The following is a 20,080-nucleotide window of genomic DNA, read 5'->3' as shown; positions in this document are numbered from 1 at the left end:
CATCTTCGACATTGTACCAGGCGTTCTCAGGGTACCGTCAGTGGAAAAATAGCGCCCATCCGACCAATGCGAGCGGGGCAACAATCCCTAGAGCGAAAGACAATGCTTTGCCTGTCATGGCATGTCTCCCTGAACGCGCTGGCGCCTTCGTAGGCCAACACGCAGACGCAATTCCAATCGTGAGCCATCGATAGCGAAGCGGCTTCTGAAGTGACGGTGTGAGCCGAACCCCTCCAAAGTGCGCTCGTCCAACGCCGAACTTGTCTCATTGCATCACCGAATGTCAGGCAGACGCAGCCTCAGGCGGCTTGGCGCATCTCGACCTGCGCCGCGACAAAGGCCGTTGCTCTTTCGGCCGCCAGGGCCTGACGAATGGCATGGCATACCTCAACCGGCGCCGGCTGCTTCAGGACAAGGTCGCCGCGTGCCGATACCCGCTGCTCGGAGCCAGCCAGGATCACAACCCGCCCCTTGTGCATGTCGTGGTACTCATCGGCGAGAATCCAGCCGTCGACGAGGCCGGGCAGCGCGGCACGTGTGTACAGCCAGCCGATGGGGCGGTTCCAATCGCGCAAAGCCAGGAGCGCTTTCTCGCCCGTATCCATCGTAATGACCTCATGGCCCTGAGCGCGCAGCCATCGTGCGACCGCCTCGCACATGATTGGGTTGTTGTCGGCAATGAGGATCCGTTGTGGTTCGACCATGCTCATGGTGCTCTCCGGGATGAGCTGATGGCTTCAGTCCGTCGGTCACGCTCATCCGTTTGTTATTTCAATTTCGAGATGCGTGTTGACTTTCGCGCGTTGCATGCCTGCCGCCAGCATTGGCGGCTGCATCGGGCACCCGGCTTGCCCTTGTCCACGGTGTGGCGAGGAGCGCCACGGGTGCAACGTCACACGCAGGCCGATGCTCCGACGACGCTGGCGAGGCGTTCGCAAATGCGACTGTAGCAACGTAAGCGTGGAGAGATGTGAGATTCGTGATCATAATCTAGTCTCCTTTCATGTTCGACCAAGTGACGAGCAACGCAGCTCGTCGCGTGCACAGTAGGTGAAGCCTCATCCCAGAAATTCATGGCGCCTCTCTTTCCGGTGGGACGGCTCGGATGGCGCCAGATAGTCATGCGCAACCTTGCCGAGCCCAAGCGTCAGGTCGGCGAGGATGTGGGTGGCCGAGACCACCTCCAGCACCGGCAGCTCCGCGACCGGCGCCAAGGCATGCGACCAGAGGTTCAAGGATGCAGGACCGACCCAAGCCTCTTTCAGGTCGATATCCTCCAGGTAGTACTCGACGAGCTCGCAGATCCGCGGCGAACCGTCGACATGCGGGATAATCTTGAGCAGGAAATTCGGCTTCTGGAGCGCGGCCTTCACGCTCCCGAGATCGGCCGCCCTATGCTTGTAGCCCATCGTGGCGGCCGCGACGCGAACCGGACCGTAGTCGAGCGTGCCGACCAGGGTATCGACTTCCGTACGCAGGGTGGGGTTCGCAAGCTTCTTGGGAAAGCCCCACAGTTCACGACCGCCGGCGATGGGCGGATGATTATTGAGAAACATGCAGTGGCTGTAGCCACCCTTGCGGCCCCGGAACGAGACGGGGATGACCTGTCCGCTCTCGGTGTAGTCGCCGAAGCCGGTCGTGTCCGGCATGCGGATGAACTCGAACTTCACCAGCGGCTCGTCGACCTGGAGCGGCTCCGGAACAAGCTCGCGCAGCTTCTGCGGGTCGGTCCGGTAGGTGATGATCAGATATTCCCGGTTGTGAAAGCGATAGGGCCCGATCGGGAAGGCGGGGCTCGTCAAGGGCATAGCGAAGGCTCTGGTCCGAACGGTATCTTCGTGCATGGCTGAAATCTCCAATGTTTGGCGAGAGGGTTGCTGGGGCTGAGAACCAGTTCGCGACCGCATGCGTCGGTGCAGAGCCCAGTTGCGCTTCAGAACCCTGGCCGCGGGATGCTCTTGGCGCGACTGTCTCTTTGGCGCTATTCTCGTCCGTCCTTGACCAGGTCGAATGTGCGGACCCCTTCCTGATCGTCAGGGCGTTGCAACACCTCGGAATGCCGCAACGTGCGCACCGCATCGTGATAGCCGGCACGCCAGTGCTCCTCCATGGACACCCGCGAAAACTCATAATCCTTCGAGTGGCCTTCGTAGTGCCTCGACCGGTAAATCATCTGGATGATGTTGTACGTCTTGCGGTCCGCCTCCGGGCTGAGGATCTTCGCCTCCTCGGTGGTTCGCAGGGTATCCGGCATTCTCGACAGCAGACTGGCGAGTGCATTGCGTAGGCGCTGCACGCGCTTGAACTGGTCGGTGCTGGCGCGCGTCCGGCTGGAATACTGGATTTCCTTGTGCCGCGTTGCGACCTCGGCCAAATTGCGCGGCAGTTCCCCGTGGGCACTCCACAGATCGACCTGGAACGCAAGCGTGTCCTGCCGCGGGCTCGAATCGACGACCCATTCCAGCGGCGTGTTCGAGATGAGGCCGCCGTCCCAATAGTACTCGCCGTCGATTTCGACGGCCGGGAAGCCGGGCGGCAGCGCTCCGCTCGCCATCACGTGCTCGGGTCGGATTGTGTGCGTGGTGTTGTCGAAATAGACGAAGTTGCCGGTGCGCACGTTCACGGCACCGACGCTGAAGCGCACCTCGCCCGTATTGATCCGGTCAAAGTCGACGACCCGCTCCAACGTGCTTTTCAGGTGTTTGGTCTCGTAGAAGCTCGTCGCCTCGAGAGCGCCGTCCGGATGCAGCCAGGGAGCCAGCAGCCGGGGCGTGAAAAAGCTCGCGGCCCCGCTGACGAGTGCGCAAGTCGCGCTCATCTGGTTGAAGAGAGCGCGTGCCAAGTCTCCTTTGGGGCTGATGGCATGGAAGGCTGGGGAGCAGTCGAGCAGCGGGTTGGCCGTGATCTCCTGCCAAAACGTGCGCAGCTTCGCCACCCGGTCACCCGGTGCATTCCCGGCGATGATCGCGGAGTTGACCGCGCCGATTGAGACGCCGGCGACCCAGTCGGGACGAATGCCGGCTTCCGCGAGAGCTTCGTAGACTCCCGCCTGGTAGGCCCCCAGCGCACCCCCGCCTTGCAGTACCAGCGCGACGCATTCAAACGGGAGCGGTTGTTCCGCGGCCGCGAGATACGGGTGAATTTGAATGTTCATGGCATGTGTTCCTTTGCCTCGATGGTCCGTGGCAGCCGCCATCATGCGGACCCGCGCCGTGGCCCAAACCGATCAACAATGCGGGTGATCGCGTCGGCCAGCCGGATCTCGTGCTTCGTTTCGTGTAGCCTCGCTGAAACTGGTCATCGGCAGGACCCATCAGCTTCAACAGGCCGGGTTTCGGCGGAATTCCGATCCCGCCACAGATTTCTGGTCAGGATGTCCGCGCCCTTGCCGATCGAGAGCAAAAAACAGATGGGCGCCGGTAGTCCGCACGGCTGCGCTCGCTGTTTCGGGCTCGAATGCTCCCCGAGAAACAGCGTCGGTCCTGCCGGCATACGTCCAGTTTGGTGCTTTGATGAAGGCTGGAACCGGACGATCCTCCGGGACGGAGCAGAACAGGTCGAGTTCAGGTTTGTTCCGAAACAGGTTGCAAGCGGGAGAGAAGTCCCCCGCGAAACCTAACGCTGCCGGGCCCGGCCGGCCTTTGAGCCCTTCGTTCGGTGCGACCTCGCTGCAACCCTCCATCGGTAGGATGGCGGCAGGCATCATTAGGCTAGGTTCAGGCAGCATTCCGGTCTCCATACAGGTGTGAGTTGCCGGCGATGCCTGCGATCGAAAGGCTTGGCGCCTCGCCAGCGGACATATGGAACTTGCCAGAGCAATTCACGCTCCGCTTTGAGACAGCATCCATTTTCCGTTGAGACCGGCTTGATTTTCATTTGAGATTGATTTGACTTCAGCGGACTTTAATCCAGCGAATCCGTGAGCCGATCTGGCATCCGCTCGATGGCCGTGCGAGCTTCAGCCGGCGGATGATTCCGATCAAACATGGCAGATGGTAGTGCAACGATGCTGCCTGGGACCAACGTCAGAAAGCGTAGCTGGGTCCACTGGACATTCAGGGCTCCCGTTTTTGAGTGACGGGGCATTCATGAAGCTCCGCGGTTCGCGCAGTCTTTTGACGGGCTTGAACCGTTACGAACATAGCGACATGCAACGGCAACAACTTATGTTGCCGCTGCATGATAAGGCTAGAGACCTTGGCAGGACGGGAGCGGACTGCCGTCTATGTCGGAAGGGGATATCGGGATTCTGTGCCCGAGCGCTCATTGGCATAACCTTTTGAGCGCTACGACAAGTGGAAGAAGGCGCTTAACCGCTTCAGCCGTTGGATCAAGGCCGGGATTTCGGCAAAGGTATCTGTGGACCTGACCAAGGAAGCTGGGAGCCGAAATCTGATACTGGACGGGCCTTGGGTCTGCACGCATCAGCAGTCAGCGTAGCGCACCGTGCAGAGCAGATAAGTGGATCGCGATTTCCGCACGATGCGCAGCTTGAGAAAATGAGCATCGGATCGAAAGGCAGTGCTTAGGCGTTTCTGGCCTGTGCGACCTCAACGCGGCCAATAATGGCATCATAGACGGCCAGCTCGGCCTGTTCGATCGACGCCGCGGCATAGTCAATCGCAAGAGCGGCCTCCCACTCTAGCCTTTCGGCACGGTTCTCCGCGTGTTTGACATCTCGTTCATGTTTACGCTGGGCCATATTTTCCTTCAGGGCCTCCATGTCAGCGGCGACTTTTGCTTGCAGCGACTTCCATTTGTCAGCCGCAGTTTCGCCAGCAGACTTGATGTCCTGATTCACCTTCGTGATTGCCGTCTCGACGGCGGCACGTGACTGCTCCCTACGCGCCGCGATCTTGTCATGCGCCTCCTGCTGGGCCGCCGCCACATGATCCTCGGCGTTCTTGGCGCGAGCCGACAATTCAGTGAGTAGTTCGGAGAGAGGCTTGGCCATGGTGGATCCCCTTTCGAAAGGTTCGCCCAACCCCAGCCCACGCTTTATGTAGACGGCGACGTCATAGGATCAACCCGCGGTCATCAACCAACACAAACGCCGCCAGGAGCTAGCGTACGGTCAGGTATCCCTGATTTTCTGACTCCACGGAAGCGATTGTTGCCCCAGCCGCGGTCGTGATAATCTGCGCTGGTGTGCTCCCGGTAGGAGCCTCACCATGCGCTACCTGTTTGATGACTTCGTGCTTGACCCCGACCGTCGCGAGCTCCGTCGGACGGGCGACCGCATTGAACTTGAGCCTCAGGTGTTCGATGTCCTGGAATTCCTGATCCGCACACGCGACAGGGTGGCCAGCAGGGATGACCTGCTCGAAGCCGTGTGGCGGGGGCGCCTCGTATCCGAATCAACCCTGAGCAGCCGGATCAATGCCGCACGAGCGGCGATCGGCGACTCCGGCTCGGAGCAGCGTCTGATCCGGACGTTGCCGCGCAAGGGCGTCCGCTTTGTTGGGGAGGTCCGAGAAGAGCAGGAATGGAACGCAAAGTCAGAACTTGAGCCGGTGTCCCTACAGGCTACTTCCTCGGATTCCACAGCCAAAAGCCCATCGATTGCCGTGCTGCCGTTCGACAACATGAGCGGTGATCGAGAAGACGACTATTTTGCAGATGGGATGTCCGAGGAGATCATTACCGGGCTGGCGCAATGCAGTGGATTGACTGTCTTGGCCCGGAACTCCTCGTTCACTTTCAGGGGACGATCGGTCGACATTCGGCGGATCGGGGATGAACTCGGCGTGAGCTATGTGCTGGAAGGCAGCGTCCGCCGCAGCGCCGCGCGATTGCGCATTACGGCCCAGCTTATCGACGCGAGATCTGGGGCCCATCTGTGGGCTGACCGCTTCGATGGGGGCTCCCAAGACGTCTTTGAGCTCCAGGACCGGATCACAGAAAGTGTGGTTGCGATTATCGAACCGAAGCTGCTGTTTACCGAGGCTGACCGTACCCGTCGGCGGCCGCCACAGAGCCCGGATGCCTATGACCTCTATCTCCGTGGGCTCTCATTGATCAACGAATACACCGCTGAAGCCACTCTTGAGGCTTTGCATTGCTTTGACAAGGCCCTGGAGTGTGATCCCAGCTACGCTCAGGCCATGGCGGCTTCGGCGTGCTATCGCGGTTTGTCCCTCTTCCAGGGTTGGGCAGGCCCCTCGGAGGAGCCAAGCTCCAGGGGCGTGCGGCTGGCGTGGGATGCCATCGCCCTTGCTCCTAACGACCCCAACGTGCTGTGGATGGCAGCATTCGCGATCTGGGTCTTGGCCAAGGACGGGCCACGCTCCCAGGAGCTTTTTCGGCGCTCGCTGAGCATCAATCAGAACTCCGAGATCGCAATGGCGCTGGCTGGCTGGGTCGAGGCCGCGAATGGAAATCCCGCGGCGGGCCGGGAGTTGATCGAGAAGTCCAGGCGTCTCAACCCCACCCCTCCCACGCCATGGGTCGCGCTGGCCGGGATGGCGTTCACGTATATTGCCGAAGGCAAATATCCAGAGGCGGTTTGGTGGGCTGAACAGGCGGTGGTTCAAAATCGCCGCTTTGCTCTCGCGCTCCGCAGCCTCGCGGTCGCTCTGGTGAATGTTGGCGAAGTGGACAGAGCGCGACTGATCGTGAACGAGATCCTGACGATCGAACCGGACGCAACTGTCGCCAGGATCCCTGATCGGATGCCGTATGTCAGCGAGCCGGTATTGCAAACCTACATCGAGACGCTCCGCCGAGCCGGGCTGCCGCAGTAAACTGTCCAGGTTGTTTCCGTTCGTGGGGAGCCACCAAGTGTAAGGCTTACGCCGGCGAGCAATACGGGCCCAGCAACAGGCCTCACTCGCCATCACTCCGCGTCGGAGATCGCGAGCAGCCGTACTTCCTGTGCGATAGAGATGCCATCTTGTTGGCAGGTTGTCACGCGGAACCAATCTCCGTCCGCTCAGATAAATTCGCGGCATTCGGTAGCAAACGCCACCAGATTTCCGTGACCTGATCCGATAATGTCCGCAACCAATTGTGCAGGGTTTCCTTGCATAATTCGGGGCGAGCGGAGCGTAGGATGGCGGGTGCAGTTGAGGAGTTATTAAAGAAGCGTGGCGAGTTAACCGAGCGGCGGCGAACCCTGGAACAGGAGATCAAGCAAATCGACAGCGATTTGGCCGCCATCGATCAGGTCGCAAGGTTGTTCGACCCAAGCATTCTGCCGACCATAACCTCACGAAAGAAGCTGCCCGCTGGCAGCAACCCGCTCACGGGAGAGAACCTGAGCGCGATCGCCCTCAAGACGATCCGGGAAGCCAAGGAATCCATCAGCACGGCGGCGTGCTCCTCGGCCATTGCGAGGGATAAGGGACTTGCCGAGGACGATCCCTTCTTCAAGGCGATGCCGAGCCGTATCTCAGCCACCCTTTCGAACTTGGAGAAGCGTGGACGGGTGCGACAGGCAGGAACCGTCGATGGGCGCAAGAACCTTTGGGAGATCGCGCGTTAGGCCTTGCCGCCTAGTTCCCACACCAGGTCGGTGGCTTGTTGCCCTGCCAGTAGCCGCATAGGTTCCGTGAGGTCGGATGGGCTAGCGCTCGCCCGAGCATCTCGAGCGTCTGCCCACGGTTGCCGAGGCGGCTACGGTCTTCGCGCCGGGAAAGTTCGACGATGTACCAGTCCAGGTACTTCACCGAGAAGCGATGATGGATGCCCCTGTAGGCCCGCCGCACCCGCGAGAAGACGCTCTCGATCTGGTTCGTCGAGATGCTCTCGCCATTCGATGATCAGGTGACGCCAGCGGTGTCCGGCACAGTCAGTGACGCGCCTTCGCTGGGGGTGGTATTGCGGAAAGAGACGGCAGTCCGACTTGTCTCGTCAACATGCAGTTGAAAGACATCGGGCCGGGCATAGTGGCCCACCGCATCGAAATCGAGGCGGGCACGGGCGATCTCACCAAGATCAATGTCCGCGGTCAGGATGGCCTCGCCCGTGAAATCCGGACCGGCGAGAATCTGCCCAAGTGGGCCGATGATGCAGCTTCCGCCGCGGGAGAGGACCGTATCCGGCTCGTCGCCGAACGCCGTCTCGTATTCCGGCGGGTAGTCCCGTCGCCGGGCGAACTGGTTGCTGGACAGGACAAAGCAGCGGCCTTCCAGTGCAATATGCTGCATGGTCGGCAGCCAGGTGTCTCGCCCATCCGCGGTCGGCGCGCAGTAGATCTCAACACCCTTGGCGTACATGGCCGTCCGCAAAAGCGGCATGTAGTTCTCCCAGCAGATGACCGCACCGACCCGCCCGATGTCGGTTTGCAGCACTGGTAGGGTCGAGCCATCGCCAAAGCCCCAGATCAGGCGTTCGCTCGCGGTAGGCATGAGCTTGCGGTGCCTGCCGAGATAGCGGCCGTCTGGGCCGAAGAAAAGCACCGTACAATAGAGGGTGCCCCCGTCCCGCTCGATCACTCCGATCACGAGATGGATCTGGTTAGCTCGTGCAATCCGGGAGAGATGCTCCGTGTCCGGCCCCGGCACGTCGATCGCACTTTCCCAATAAAGCCGGAACTGCTCCCGTCCGGTGGCGGTCCGGGATCCTACCACAGCGCCGAAGCCAAGCCCGCGCGGGTAAGCTGAGATGAAAGCTTCCGGAAAGAGCGTCAGGCGCGCGCCCGCCCGCGCGGCGTCGGACGCAAGATCCGAGACTTTCTCCAGAGTTCGGGCAGTATTGAACGCGACGGGAGCCGCCTGAACCACCGCAACGCGTCGGGCTGCGCCATGCGAGCCCGTCCCATTGGCATCAGTCATAATCCCAATCCTCCGCTCACCCTGAGGCGTTCCTTATAACATGGATAAGACAATGATGGACTGGCTCGAGCTGATGCCGGCGATTACGACGACTCCAGGTGTATCTCAGGCCGCCGAGTGAGGCGCTCGAGCAGGTAGAGTTCACAGACAGGATCCAGTCTGGCGCCAGCCTCGCCGAACGGGCGCGAACGGTCCTCGTTTACGGTAGGCTCGTCGTAGCCTTCGACCGAGAGCAGGCGCGCCGAAAGTCTCCTTCGGGTCAAACTTTCACATTCTGACCGCTTAACGAACGTCAGCTCTTGAGGTCTCAAGCGAACCGAGCGCCGACGTCGCAGGAGTGCCAGGAAGTGACATGTGCCGACTGTAGGTACCAGGGGCTCTGAATGAGAGAAGGGGCGCCTCATGGGCTCTGTTGCAGTAACTTGGAAAGGGCATAACGAACCCATCTGGGAGCTTGCCTCACGCGGCGAGAGCGAAGAGCCGGTTAACGAGACCGTTTTCGCCTGTCACTCCTTGCAGTTGCGAGATGCAGTGCCCGCGACGGATCATGCGCATCACCTCGAAGCCTTTGATTGTTGCACGCGCCGTTTTCATGCTCTAGAAGCCGCGTGTCGGCCGGATCACGCGCTTGAGCGCACAATGATCCGCCTCAATGACGTTATTGAGAAATTTCGAGGTGCGATGCTCGGCATCCTTCGACAGCAGCCCTTCGCTTTGTAAGCGTTGGATTGCCTTCGGGTAGGAAGCGAGTTTGTCAGTTGTGATCGAAGATGGCGGATAGGTAATCATCGTCTTGAGGGCTTTTCGCAGGAAGCGATAAGCCGCTCGGGTGTTGCGACGGTCGGAGAGCATAAAGTCAATCAGCTGACCGTGCTTGTCGACAGCCCGAAACAGGTATTTCCATTTGCCACCGACCCGCACATAGGTCTCGTCCACCCTCCACGATCCTGAGCGAGGTCCCTGGTAAGGTCGGATCCGCTTCTCGATCTCGGGCGCGTAGCGCTGAACTCAGCGGAAGATGGTGGAGGGATCGACCTCCACACCGCGCTCTTGCATCATCTCAGCTAAGTTGCGATAGCTGATCCCGTATTTGCAATACCAGCGCACGCACAGCAGGACGATCTCGACAGGAAAGCGGCGGCGCTTGAACAGAGACAACGAGACGGCTCCTTGACGAACCGCTCCTCGTTATACGGCCGGGGTTAATGCAACGATCCCCGGCTACAAGGGGACAAAGCGTGTGAACTGCCATGCGGCCTTCGTTGACAATGCCGGCGAGCGCATGGTCGGCGTCAAGAACATCCCTTCGAATCCCTAGAATCCGCAGAAGAACCGCGGACCCCGGGCCTCGGGTCTCCTGACTATGCTCGATCCCGAAAGCGGATATCCTATTGCCCTGATGGATTGTGCGGTAATCAGTTGCACCCGCACTGGCGCGCTCGGCGCGATTGGCGCACGCTACCTGCGGCACTCAGGGGTGAATGACGTATGCTTGATTGGTGTCGGTCCGATCAACCAAGCGGCCATGGCAGCCCTGCACCACGTCTGCAATGATGGCGCCGATATCGGCGTTGTTCATGTCTTCGACCTGAACCGCGAGCGGGCAGAAGCTTACGCACGCCGGATCGAGCAGGAGCTGAAGGTTCGGACCCAGGTGGCCGACAGTGTCGAGGCGGCCGTCCGCGCAGCGGATATCGTCATGCCGGCAACAACGCTTACTGTGCCCGAACAGGCCTATATTCCGTACGAGTGGTTCAAGCGCGGCGCGCTCTATATCTATCTTTCGATCTGGGATGCGAAATTCGACCTGTATGAACATGCCGACAAGTTCTACGCGAATGCCGCAGAATCCATCGAGCGGCACAACCTCACGCCGGGCTGCCTTGTGGATGCCGGGATCCTGAAGCCGGATCAGCTCCTGGATCTGGGGGGTGTCATCGCGGGCGACGTCGCCGGGCGCGATAACGATGACCAGATCATTGTCTATTTCGCGCGAGGCATGGCAATCTATGATGCAATCTGCGGCAATCGCGTTCAGAAGGCTGCGGAAGTAAGGGCCGCCGGACAGGAGCTAATCCTTTGGGAACAGGGTCACTGGGGCTGAAATGAACGACCCGGCCGGTGGCGCACGAGATATTGCGCCGCCCGACGAACATAATGGGGATCTTATGGAATTGACCGCAGAGATGCAGCAGGAAGGAACCGCGCCTGCTCCGCCGAAAGCTATGAACATGGTTGGGAAGAGTGCGCAGCTTCTCGATCTGCTGGCCGAGGGGGTCTCGCGGTTTTCCCAACTGTCGCGGATCACCGGCCATTCGAATGGCACACTGCACCGGCTACTGAAGAACCTATCCGATGCCGGCTTTGTCTCGCAGGATCCGCTAACCAAAGACTATTTCCTGAGTGCGGATCTTCTGCGCTTGGCTGCAAAAATGGAAAGCCAGTTCTCGCGCCATGTGATAGTGGCGTCAGATGAGATGTATGCACTACGGGATATCATCGGCGAAACTGTTTGCCTGTGCCGACGCATGGGCACGCGCAAGGCCATTGTCGAAGAGATCGTATCGCTGCATGGGATCAAGTTCGAATACGGCCGCGGCTATTCCTCGCGCTTCCATTCCGGTGCCACGGGCGCCGCGTTGATGTCGCATATGCCGGTGGACGACTTGCGCTACGTGCTCGAACGCGTGCCGCTTGAAATGGAGACCAGCAAGACGGTGATGAACCCCGCACAGATCTTGGCGCGTGTGCAGGAGGTCACTCAGATCGGATATGCGATCAGCTTCGGCGAGGTGACGCCAGGTACCGCCTCGATCTCGGTGCCGATCCAAGATGGAACAGGACTTTATGCACTGACTGTCGTCGGTCCTGCGACACGCTTCTATCCCTTGGGCGCGGCAGAGCAGGTGATGGCCGCCTCGCGGCGAATCGAGGCGCGGCTCCGCTAGGTCTGAGAGGGGTCTGCTGCAAACCGTTGCACAGCTCAAACAGGAGTTGGACCGAGCCACCCTTTTGGACAAAGGGTGCGTTGCGAATTTCGTGGAGGGACAACGAAAGGACAGGCATTCGATAGTGCGTTTAGCCAGCGCGCAGTTCAAATTGCTCGGCATGCGATGGCAACGATTTACGGGTGTATTTCGCCTGACCTTTGCGCATCATGTGGACCGTCTCGGCCTCCTTCAGGGTTGCCCAAGGGGACGCCCCTGACTTAAAGCCGAGCTTTGGTGGGATCGGGTGATTGAGGACGCGATGGTCCTGCTCGATCCAATTGGGAGAGCATGAGGTTATGTGGAGCGACTGGTACGGGAGGCCTTTCAGAAGGTTGCGGCAAGCCTGATCGGTGGCAGTTCAATATCGCGAGAGACATCGCTGCCTCACAACTCCTTATGCGCTCCCGACAGTCCTCTCCTTAGAAGAGAGTACGACAATCCGTCGTTCTGACCGCTGCGCCGCCTCCTCCGCACACTTCTCGACATGCGCTGCTCTGTTGATGACTTGGAGATTGGGGGCGCCCCAGAACGCAAGCAGTTCCGGCCAAGGTTTCGCACGGTACTGGGACCAGACAGCAAAGAGCGGGACGCGATGGTCCACCTCGGCAGTCCTCAGCAGGCGACGTCCGGTTGCTGCGCATTTCCGGCTCTGGCGAAGCTTCAGCATCCTCAGATGATCGGTCGGTGCAGTCCAGAGTTGCCAGGCCACGACACAAGCGGCATGCCAGGAGGCATTCTTGTTGGGCGTGCCGTCACCCCAGAGATCACGATTCCATCCCAGACGATAAACAGGCTGCCCGCAGACGCAGCAATGCCCTGGCCCGCGCGAGAAGGCGCCCTCGCGATAGGGCGACGGCGGCAAGCGAAACGACATCGGCAAGCCCTCGTCCTTGCCGGATCCGAGGCGCCACTGCCAGCCTGCAGGCTGTCCGCTCTTGGCTGCGAGAGCCCGGGCCAATCTATCGGCCAGAAGCGGACGATGCCGCCAATAGGACTCCATGGCGCGCCGCTGCGTCGGCGGGATCAACGGCTGTCGGAGCGCGTGGGACAGAACGCACGAGGGAAAGTGCTCAGAGAGGCGCTTCTCGAGCCGGGCATGTGCCTTCTGGTTTTTCTCTTCTCGCCAACTCGACATGTCAGATCCGCTGTCTCATCGATTTCAGCGCCAATTTCGCATCCACCGTTCGCAATCCTAGGGTGCGCGAAAGATACCGAAGATACGTTGACCGCCTCTTAACCTTATGGCGACAAGTTGGGTTCTAAGGCTCTCGTCTTCATGGACGGGTGCAGCGTTGCTGCGGGGGACTGAATGCAGGGACAGGGACTCTGTCGCAAACTTGGACTGCGGACAAAAAGATCTGAGAGCGGCTCGTATCCTCTTATGCGGCGACACGCTTGAACTGCTCGACGAGAGATAGTTGCGAATTGCAGGCGTACTTTGCCTGTTGTTTGCGCATCATGTGAACCATCTCGATCCCACCTAGTATTGCCCGCGCGGATAAAACTGAATTGAATCCGAGCATTGATCGAACCCAGCGCTTAACGGCCCGATGGTCCTGCTCGATGCGATTGTTCAGGTAGGCACTTTGCCGGATGCGGATTGGTTTCAGCTGGCGCCGAGATCGATCACAGAGCCGGTCTGTTGTGTCGCAGACGAGGATCGCCTCGCGGTTCGTTTGGCCGCCGTCAATGACGATGCGCTCAGGCCGGCCATGTCGCTTCAATGCCTCGCGCAAAAGTCGTTCGGCCGCAGTGAGATTCCGCCTTTCGCTGAACCAGAACTCGACTGTGTCACCGTTGCTGTCGATGACGCGATCCAGATAGCGCCACTAGCCTCGGACTCTGACATAGGTCTCGTCGATGTGCCATCGGCCTGTGATAGCTCTCTTGGGTTGATCGAAGCGCTCCAGCAGCTCAGGCGCGTAGCGTAATGTCCAGCGATGAAGCGTGGCATGGTCGACGGAGACACCGCGTCCGGCCATCATCTCCTCCAAGGTTCGGAGGCTGAGGCTGTAAGCCAAGTACCATCGAGCGCAGAGCAGGATCACCGACCGATCAAAATGCCTGCCCTTGAACATCCTGTTTCATCCTCCCCGCCTATGAAGTTCTAGGTCCGCGACAGGAAAGCAAGAGTTGCGACAGAACCTGCGGTAAGCGGCATCGAGGTTGTCGAACACGTCCATAAGGCAGGCGACGTAGGGGATCGTGCGCCTTGAACTTAGCATCCTCGTGCTCCCGGTTCCACTGCTTCTCCAGGACGTCGGTCAGTGGGGTGAGCGGCGATGGTGCAGGCTGAGATGTGGGCCGAAGGGCGAGCCTTTGCTCGTAAAGTCGTCGCAATTGGGCATGCCCGCTCAGCTGCATGCCGTCGGGTAGAGCGAAGCAGCCCTCCTCATCCCAATAGCGCAGCACATCGGTCAGGTCGCCGGCGTTGATGGCAGCGGTTAGGGCAGAAGCTCTTCGGGTGAATGGGCAGTCATTTCGATGTCGCTCGCCGAATGTCAGGAATATTCAAGACCGCGCCCGGTGCTCAAGCCGCCGAAGCATCTCGCGTCGCCTTCAGGGCGAAGGTCCACCAGGCGAGATCGTCCAGCATGATGTTGGCGGCCTGCACCAGATGCGGCAGCTCCAGCTCCTCGAAGCTCTTGCCCTGGAAGATCAGGGCGGTTGCATCGCTGCCGGCGATGTGAACGCCCGGCCGCGTCGGCGCCATCTGAAGCTCGACGCAGATCAGCCGGAGCTGCTCGATCGCGCGAGCGCCGCCCACGCCGCCATAGCCGAGATAGGCGGCCGGCTTGCGGTTGAATTCGCGATAGGCCCAATCGAGGGCGTTCTTGAGAACGCCGGTGATAGACCGGTTATATTCTGCGGTGACGAACAGATAGCCGTCGAGCTCGGCCATCTTGCGCCCCCAGCGGATTGCTGCCTCGTCGGTCACTGGTGCATGGAGCGGCGAGATGCCTTCGAAGAACGGCATCGGATAGTCGCGCAGGTCGACGATCTCGAAATCCAAATCCGTGCGCCGGGCGGCGAGGCCATGGATCCATCTGGCCGCCTTCTCTCCGAAGCGCTTCTCACGTGTGGAACTGATGATAATGCCGATCCTGGGGCGGGTCACTGTGATCTCCGAATTGGTATATCTTGGAAACTGAGGCTATTTTGGAAACTCGGTACGCAAAAGGAGGCACTTTTTTGAAACCCAGTCACTCCGAGGTGCCCGACAGTTGCCGTGCCGTAACGGAGCTTCTCAACCGGATCGGCGACAAATGGTCTGTTGGCGTGGTCCGCCACCTGGGTCGGCGCAAGATGCGGTTTACCGAGCTGCGGCGCTCACTCGACGGAATTTCCCAGAAGATGCTGACATCGACACTGCGGGGATTGGAGCGCGACGGCTTCGTTGTTCGCACGGTGACCCCGACCATTCCGCCACGCGTCGACTACGAACTCACGGAACTCGGGCGAGGTCTGTGGAAACCTGTAACCGCGCTTGGCGAATGGGCCCAGAAAAATCGACGGCGCGTCGAGGCCGCTCGCGCCACCTTCGATGCGCTGAACGAACCTCGCGCCAAGTTGCATGGATCATCGATGACCGGCTGATTGGACCGTCATCGGGTTCGCGAACGCGGTCATTCTCATCCACGCGCCCTGCACAGTGTGGCTGACCGTCTTCTGAATGTGGCCTGCGCCATGCTCAGACATGGCACTCTCTTCAACCCTGGGGCGCCCGAAGGCTTCCTTCCAGCGCCTAAGTCCAGCCCGGAACAGTCACTCAGAAAAGGTGGGGAGTCCCATCAGATCTTGCGCTGGCCCCCAATGAACGGGAGCATGAGGTTATGTGGGGCGACCGGTGCGGGAGGCCCTTCAGAAGGTTGCAGCAAGCCTGATCGGTGGCGGTACCATATCGCAGGAGACATCGCTGCCCCACATTTCCTTGTGCTCTCCATAATGCAGGGCGCCAGTACCTTGTCGCCCCGACGATCCTTGCGGATCGACCGGAGCTCGAAGGCCGCGCCCGCTTCGAGCATCGGGACGTCCGGGCGCGGGCGAAGATTGGCATCCCCCTGCCCTCCCCTGCTATGCGGGAGGCGCTGGCGTCGCCGGCCGACGCGCGCCGGCGCTCGTCTTGCCGAGGAGGCCGTGCATCGAGAGTTCAGAGGCCTCGACGTGGCTCTTTCTCAACGCCTGACGAACGCCGATCCGCGCGCGATTGCGAATGGCCAGTTCGGAACTCTGTCGCGATCCCTCGTGTCACTTTGCCCTTAATTTTGAGATTTGTCGCGCTGGGTGTCGAAAAGTGACCTTCTTTGCCCTTAACGGCGAGAGGCCGATCAGGTGTATTCGCGGCTCTTTGATCCCTGCCTGTGACCGCGGTGCTGGATCCGGGGCGCGATCCGATCGACGGTGGCGCGCCAACGGGCTTGCTTGTGACAGCTCCGGAGCAAGGCGACCTTGTCAGGTCCCGTTCCATCGCCATTGCAGCCAGCTGCACGCCCCGGTCAACGCTGGCTCACATTTAGGCAAAAAATCTCACATTGAGCGGCAAAGGATTGCCAGTGATGTTGTTGAGTTCCTGGTCTCGCCTTTAGGGGCAAAGCGACAGTAAGGGACAGGTCGCGAACGCACCCGCGAACGACATGGAGGCTCAGAGCAAATTCATTGCTGCTCTCTTCAGTGCTGCTGCTTAAGCTGAGCCCCCTTCCAGCCTTCGCTTGACTTGCGTCAGGGTTTGCAACGGAGCCCCCTGGACCGGGTCGCCAACGAGCTCTGCCTGAGCGTAGCCGATCTCGGGTCGGGACTTCCTGAGACCTTTCGGCTAGGGGCCAGCAATGGTCTCGGCATTCAGGTGGTCATGATGCTCGTACGCCAGCTTGAGGGCGCCGTCAGGTTAACTTGACGTGTCGATCTCGAAGAGCAGAAATCGCGTCCTCGCCTGCAGTGATAGCACTCTCGATAGTGGCTGGCAGGTAGCCAATCCAGTCGCCCGCTAGAGCCAGATTGACCAGGGGGCGAACCGGGGGCTGGGGAAGCGGGCCGGCAGCTTGGCGAATCGTCGCGCGCTTTTCCTTCACGACCCGCGCTCTGGGTTGCCGGTCGACATCGACGTTAAGGCCGAGGGCGGCAAGTGCCGGCGCAATCTCGCGCCAGATCTGGGCCGCCACTTCGTTCACATCCCGGTCGATCACCGCATCGGCAGCCGATACCGTCACGCTCACATGGTCGCGCCGGATCAGGGCCCATTGGGCGAGGGTGCCGATAAGTCCAATAAAGCGAGGGCGGTCTGGTCCCCGAAGGGGATAGTGAAAATTTAGAATAGGTTCGAAGCGACATGGGACGGGGATTGTGGGCAGCAGCCGTGCGATTTCCCAGGGCGGCAGCGCCAGGACGACCTGATCCGAGGGGCCTAGGGCAATGATGCGGTCTGCCAGGGCGAGCCCCGTCGCGCGCCCATTATCGACCAGCACGGAGCGAAGACGCTGGCTGGTGAGAAGGCGCACGCCTCGGGCCTGAAGGAGCGTAAGGGCCGGAGCGACGAGATCCTCATTCAGCCCGCAGCGTGCCACCAAGAGCTTGCTCGCCCCTGGACGTAGGAGGAGCCGCAGGGTGCGGCCGAGGCGCTTCGACGATGCCTCTGCAGCGGGCGTGTTGAGCACTGCGACCGTGAGCGGCTCGATCAGGCTCTCCATGATCGGTCGCTCGCCGATAACGGATGCCACCGGCCGGTCGCAGGACGATAAAATCAGGCGCAGGATACGCCCGAGATCTTGCGGGCCCAATCCCTCAGGACAACGCGATGGAAAGAGCCACGACCACGGCGACAGGCCGACGCGTCGCATCCGTTCCGTGCGCCGATTGTAGATCGGAACTCCGCCGGGCTCAGGCTCGGCCCACCGGTGCGTGGCACCAATGGCCCTCAGGAACGCAAGGGCGCGCCGGTTGGCAGTGAAGAGCACGTGGGTGCCATTATCATGAACGAAGCCGTCCGGTGGATAGAGTGTTCGGCAGCGCCCTCCGGCCTGTGGCGCGGCTTCGTAGAGAACGGCCTCACCGTCTTCGTCGGTTGCCGCGAGCGCTGCACTCAAGCCCGCAATGCCGGCGCCCACGATGTGAGTCCGCTTCATCGTCATTCAGGCCTCAAGGCCAGAGTGATGAGTTGGAACCGGTCGGTCGCGGTGAGGCGGAGTTTTCCACGCCGCGCGCCCCAGCCGCGCGCTACCAGCTGATTGAGGATGCGGCGATGGCTCTCCATCATCAGGATCGCAGGCTTCAGGGCGCAGCGATCGAGCCGTTTCAGCGCTTCGTCGACTGCGGCAAAACTGGCGCGGGCGTCCTCAGACAAGTCCTGGCAGACGCGCACGAAGCGCGGGTCGGCTACGAGAGTTGCAGCCGGCGCGTCATACAGGTCGAGGAGGGCTAGCCGTGATAGGGGAACATAGACGCGCTCCCTCGCGGCGTCCTCGTCCGTGTTGAGCAGAAGATTAACGAGCTGCAAGGTCCTCCCAAGGTCAAAGGCAAAATCATTCGCGTTGGGAGCACCACAGATACAGATCAACAGAGCGCATGCCGATCCGGAAATGCGGCGGCTGTAGAGATCGAGCGCGCGATCATCCACGAATCGCACACGCTCGACGCTGTCGGTCTCCATGCCGTCGAGCAGGGCATGGCATTCGTCCAGCGGCAGCGCAAAGACGCTCAACGCGCGCGCAAGCTCGCGTCCGACCGGGGTCTCGGGGGCACGATGCAAGCGGTCAATTTCCCTGCGCCACTCGCCCAGGAAGAAGCGCTTCTCGGAGGGAGGAGCTACGCCGTCGGCGATGTCGTCCACCGCGCGGTAAAAGGCGTAGACCGCATGAATGGCGCGGCGACGTTCCCCCGACAGGGTTTGTATGCTGAGCCGATAGGACAAGTCAGCGTGCTGCACCATCGCAGAGGTTACATGGTGGTCATGATTGACTGGGCAGCGGGCACCGCCAAGACCACAGAGGAAAGCTATGGCGGCGTCGGACTTGCTGATCTCGACGCGGGTGATAACCGGGTCGCGGCTGCGCAGGCGTTGGCTCAGCCGTCCCGCGAGCTCAATCGTCGCGATGCTCTGGGCCCGGAGACCTCGGTTCTGCAGACGCTCGGGCAGAACGCGCGCGCGGTCGATCAACGCGTCGACGCGGTTGAGCATGGTATCGAGAACCGGGCGGCGCAGGGATGCGCGGGACGGCTCGAAGAATGTGCTTTCTCCACCTATGCTCGCAATCCAGATGAGTGGAAGATAGAGACGCTTCAGACGCTCCCAATCGAGCCTGCAGTCCTGCATGTGATTGAGGATTTGAAGCGCGGTGCAAAGGGCGTTCGCTGGAGCCTGGGCGTCTGCGTGCTCTCCATGTAGGCGCAGGAGAAAATGTCCCACCGGATTGGCCGAAAAGGCGCAGTAGGCCACGAGATCCGCCCAGCTTTGATAGCATGTTTTCACCGCATCCTGCCGGAAGGCGCGCAGCAGGTCGCGAGCTTCAGAGACGCCGGCACCGTGGCGGGCATTCACGGCATGGAGCTGCGCGGCCTCCGGCGTCTGGGGATCGCCGCAGATCAAGGCCTGCTCGAGTGCTTCGAGCTCGGCAAGCTTATCGGAGGCTGTCAGATCGGGAGCATCTGCAACATCATCAGCTAGCCGGGCAAAGCGATAGAAGGCGAGCACTGCGTCGCGATGGACGCGAGAGAGCATGAGTGAGGCAACAGGAAAATTCTCGTGCTTAGGTCGTTTCGCTCGGAGCCTATCGCGTGCGTGCATGCCTTATCTTATCAGATAATGCCTGCGCCTCCAGTCCGCTGGAGGCTTGGTTACTTCGCAGGAATACACCCCATTGAGTCGCCCGGCTCATTAGGACGATGAAAGCAAGCCAAGAACACTCCTATGATACGCGGATGCGAGCCTGCAAAAAGCCGCGATTTTCTTATGACAATCGAGCTCCTTAATAGGTGCTATCAGGAGTCGCGGCATATAGAATGATAAATATTCTCAAAATTGGCTAATATGTGATGCCTGATGGACACAAGCACACGTGGCTTGGCTCATGTGTATCGCTAGACTATGCAATTGATGAACCAGAGAGATATTTTTATATCATCCCGACAGGCCCGGTGGACTATTGCCTCTTTATTCTCCGCCGAATGCAATCGTCGCGTTTCAGACTTGTGCATTTAGAGCGCCTAACAAAACTGGCGTGAGTGCGTTGGTTTGGCATGGCCCAACCTCTTGTTTCCAAAGCTCTGTGGGCGGCCGTTGAGCCGCTCCTGCCGCCGGAGCCCGCCAAGCCCAGAGGTGGAAGA

At 60.5% G+C, this 20,080-nt stretch carries 14 protein-coding genes and 4 pseudogenes; 6 read left to right on the top strand and 12 right to left on the bottom strand.

Translation table 11 applies throughout. The features are described 5' to 3' along the window. Window positions 1-299: 299 nt before the first annotated feature. The 4 genes from K9B37_RS22495 to K9B37_RS22480 all read right to left on the bottom strand — a co-directional run bounded on the left by K9B37_RS22495 (window position 300) and on the right by K9B37_RS22480 (window position 4,954). On the bottom strand, window positions 300-710 hold the full coding sequence (locus tag K9B37_RS22495; protein WP_224315781.1) for a DNA-binding transcriptional response regulator: 411 nt from the start codon (window positions 708-710) through the stop codon (window positions 300-302). A gap of 348 nt (window positions 711-1,058) precedes the next feature. Continuing rightward, a complete protein-coding gene (locus K9B37_RS22490; protein ID WP_224315780.1) occupies window positions 1,059-1,844 on the bottom strand; it encodes an acetoacetate decarboxylase in 786 nt (261 codons plus the stop codon). Between the two features lie 137 nt (window positions 1,845-1,981). Further along, window positions 1,982-3,154 (bottom strand): patatin-like phospholipase family protein, encoded by a 1,173-nt coding sequence (locus tag K9B37_RS22485; protein WP_224315779.1) that lies wholly within the window; start codon window positions 3,152-3,154, stop codon window positions 1,982-1,984. 1,371 nt (window positions 3,155-4,525) lie between these two features. Beyond that, entirely contained in the window at window positions 4,526-4,954 is a 429-nt protein-coding gene (locus K9B37_RS22480; RefSeq protein ID WP_224315778.1) for a hypothetical protein, read from the bottom strand. A gap of 217 nt (window positions 4,955-5,171) precedes the next feature. On the opposite strand from K9B37_RS22480, the gene K9B37_RS22475 reads away from it, so the two are divergent. After that, window positions 5,172-6,743, top strand: coding sequence for a winged helix-turn-helix domain-containing tetratricopeptide repeat protein (locus K9B37_RS22475; RefSeq protein ID WP_224315777.1), 1,572 nt, complete (start codon window positions 5,172-5,174; stop codon window positions 6,741-6,743). A gap of 308 nt (window positions 6,744-7,051) precedes the next feature. After that, a complete protein-coding gene (locus K9B37_RS22470) occupies window positions 7,052-7,483 on the top strand; it encodes a hypothetical protein (protein ID WP_224315776.1) in 432 nt (143 codons plus the stop codon). A gap of 10 nt (window positions 7,484-7,493) precedes the next feature. On the opposite strand, the gene K9B37_RS22465 is transcribed toward K9B37_RS22470, so the two are convergent. From K9B37_RS22465 to K9B37_RS22455, 3 genes and pseudogenes are all read right to left on the bottom strand, one after another. Beyond that, entirely contained in the window at window positions 7,494-7,742 is a 249-nt protein-coding gene (locus tag K9B37_RS22465) for a transposase (protein WP_224315817.1), read from the bottom strand. 18 nt (window positions 7,743-7,760) lie between these two features. Then, window positions 7,761-8,774, bottom strand: a complete 1,014-nt coding sequence (locus tag K9B37_RS22460; protein ID WP_224315775.1) for a nitrilase-related carbon-nitrogen hydrolase — start codon at window positions 8,772-8,774, stop codon at window positions 7,761-7,763. Between the two features lie 459 nt (window positions 8,775-9,233). Next, window positions 9,234-9,932, bottom strand: a pseudogene (locus tag K9B37_RS22455) (IS6 family transposase). A gap of 193 nt (window positions 9,933-10,125) precedes the next feature. Between K9B37_RS22455 and K9B37_RS22450 the strand changes: the two are divergent. Together K9B37_RS22450 and K9B37_RS22445 are read left to right on the top strand one after the other, a co-directional pair. Further along, window positions 10,126-10,878, top strand: a pseudogene (locus tag K9B37_RS22450) (Rossmann-fold NAD(P)-binding domain-containing protein); the annotation flags it as partial. 1 nt (window position 10,879) lies between these two features. After that, a complete protein-coding gene (locus K9B37_RS22445) occupies window positions 10,880-11,722 on the top strand; it encodes an IclR family transcriptional regulator (protein ID WP_224315774.1) in 843 nt (280 codons plus the stop codon). Between the two features lie 436 nt (window positions 11,723-12,158). On the opposite strand, the gene K9B37_RS22435 is transcribed toward K9B37_RS22445, so the two are convergent. The 3 genes and pseudogenes from K9B37_RS22435 to K9B37_RS22425 form a co-directional block, all read right to left on the bottom strand. Next, window positions 12,159-12,899: a hypothetical protein gene (locus K9B37_RS22435; RefSeq protein WP_224315773.1), complete on the bottom strand. Its 741-nt coding sequence runs from the start codon at window positions 12,897-12,899 to the stop codon at window positions 12,159-12,161. Between the two features lie 244 nt (window positions 12,900-13,143). Next, window positions 13,144-13,842 (bottom strand): annotated as a pseudogene (locus tag K9B37_RS22430) (IS6 family transposase). A gap of 452 nt (window positions 13,843-14,294) precedes the next feature. Continuing rightward, the gene (locus K9B37_RS22425) at window positions 14,295-14,882 is read right to left on the bottom strand and encodes an NADPH-dependent FMN reductase (RefSeq protein ID WP_224315772.1); all 588 of its coding nucleotides are present in this window, start codon (window positions 14,880-14,882) and stop codon (window positions 14,295-14,297) included. Window positions 14,883-14,956: 74 nt separating this feature from the next. On the opposite strand from K9B37_RS22425, the gene K9B37_RS22420 reads away from it, so the two are divergent. Beyond that, complete coding sequence (locus K9B37_RS22420; protein ID WP_224315771.1) at window positions 14,957-15,361, top strand: winged helix-turn-helix transcriptional regulator; 405 nt, start codon at window positions 14,957-14,959, stop codon at window positions 15,359-15,361. Window positions 15,362-16,644: 1,283 nt separating this feature from the next. Here the strand turns inward: K9B37_RS22420 and K9B37_RS22415 are convergent. Continuing rightward, window positions 16,645-17,889: a hydroxysqualene dehydroxylase gene (locus K9B37_RS22415; RefSeq protein WP_224315770.1), complete on the bottom strand. Its 1,245-nt coding sequence runs from the start codon at window positions 17,887-17,889 to the stop codon at window positions 16,645-16,647. Beyond that, a complete protein-coding gene (locus tag K9B37_RS22410) occupies window positions 17,886-19,541 on the bottom strand; it encodes a squalene/phytoene synthase family protein (RefSeq protein ID WP_224315769.1) in 1,656 nt (551 codons plus the stop codon). Before K9B37_RS22410 ends, K9B37_RS22415 begins: the two co-directional genes overlap by 4 nt. A gap of 452 nt (window positions 19,542-19,993) precedes the next feature. Between K9B37_RS22410 and K9B37_RS22405 the strand changes: the two are divergent. Next, window positions 19,994-20,080: pseudogene (locus K9B37_RS22405) on the top strand (IS5/IS1182 family transposase); the annotation flags it as partial.

It is taken from the genome of Microvirga puerhi (assembly GCF_020089865.1).
GTDB classification, from domain to species: domain Bacteria; phylum Pseudomonadota; class Alphaproteobacteria; order Rhizobiales; family Beijerinckiaceae; genus Microvirga; species Microvirga puerhi.
Note: the sequence above shows the minus strand (reverse complement) of the source record. Positions and strands in the feature narration are given on the sequence as shown.

What these genes read in the sequence shown, in the direction of transcription:
- K9B37_RS22495 (WP_224315781.1), bottom strand. Translation starts at nt 710, where the DNA reads ATGAGCATGGTCGAACCACAACGGATCCTCATTGCCGACAACAACCCA.
- K9B37_RS22490 (WP_224315780.1), bottom strand. Translation starts at nt 1,844, where the DNA reads ATGCACGAAGATACCGTTCGGACCAGAGCCTTCGCTATGCCCTTGACG.
- K9B37_RS22485 (WP_224315779.1), bottom strand. Translation starts at nt 3,154, where the DNA reads ATGAACATTCAAATTCACCCGTATCTCGCGGCCGCGGAACAACCGCTC.
- K9B37_RS22480 (WP_224315778.1), bottom strand. Translation starts at nt 4,954, where the DNA reads ATGGCCAAGCCTCTCTCCGAACTACTCACTGAATTGTCGGCTCGCGCC.
- K9B37_RS22475 (WP_224315777.1), top strand. Translation starts at nt 5,172, where the DNA reads ATGCGCTACCTGTTTGATGACTTCGTGCTTGACCCCGACCGTCGCGAG.
- K9B37_RS22470 (WP_224315776.1), top strand. Translation starts at nt 7,052, where the DNA reads ATGGCGGGTGCAGTTGAGGAGTTATTAAAGAAGCGTGGCGAGTTAACC.
- K9B37_RS22460 (WP_224315775.1), bottom strand. Translation starts at nt 8,774, where the DNA reads ATGACTGATGCCAATGGGACGGGCTCGCATGGCGCAGCCCGACGCGTT.
- K9B37_RS22445 (WP_224315774.1), top strand. Translation starts at nt 10,880, where the DNA reads ATGAACGACCCGGCCGGTGGCGCACGAGATATTGCGCCGCCCGACGAA.
- K9B37_RS22435 (WP_224315773.1), bottom strand. Translation starts at nt 12,899, where the DNA reads ATGTCGAGTTGGCGAGAAGAGAAAAACCAGAAGGCACATGCCCGGCTC.
- K9B37_RS22415 (WP_224315770.1), bottom strand. Translation starts at nt 17,889, where the DNA reads ATGACGATGAAGCGGACTCACATCGTGGGCGCCGGCATTGCGGGCTTG.
- K9B37_RS22410 (WP_224315769.1), bottom strand. Translation starts at nt 19,541, where the DNA reads ATGCACGCACGCGATAGGCTCCGAGCGAAACGACCTAAGCACGAGAAT.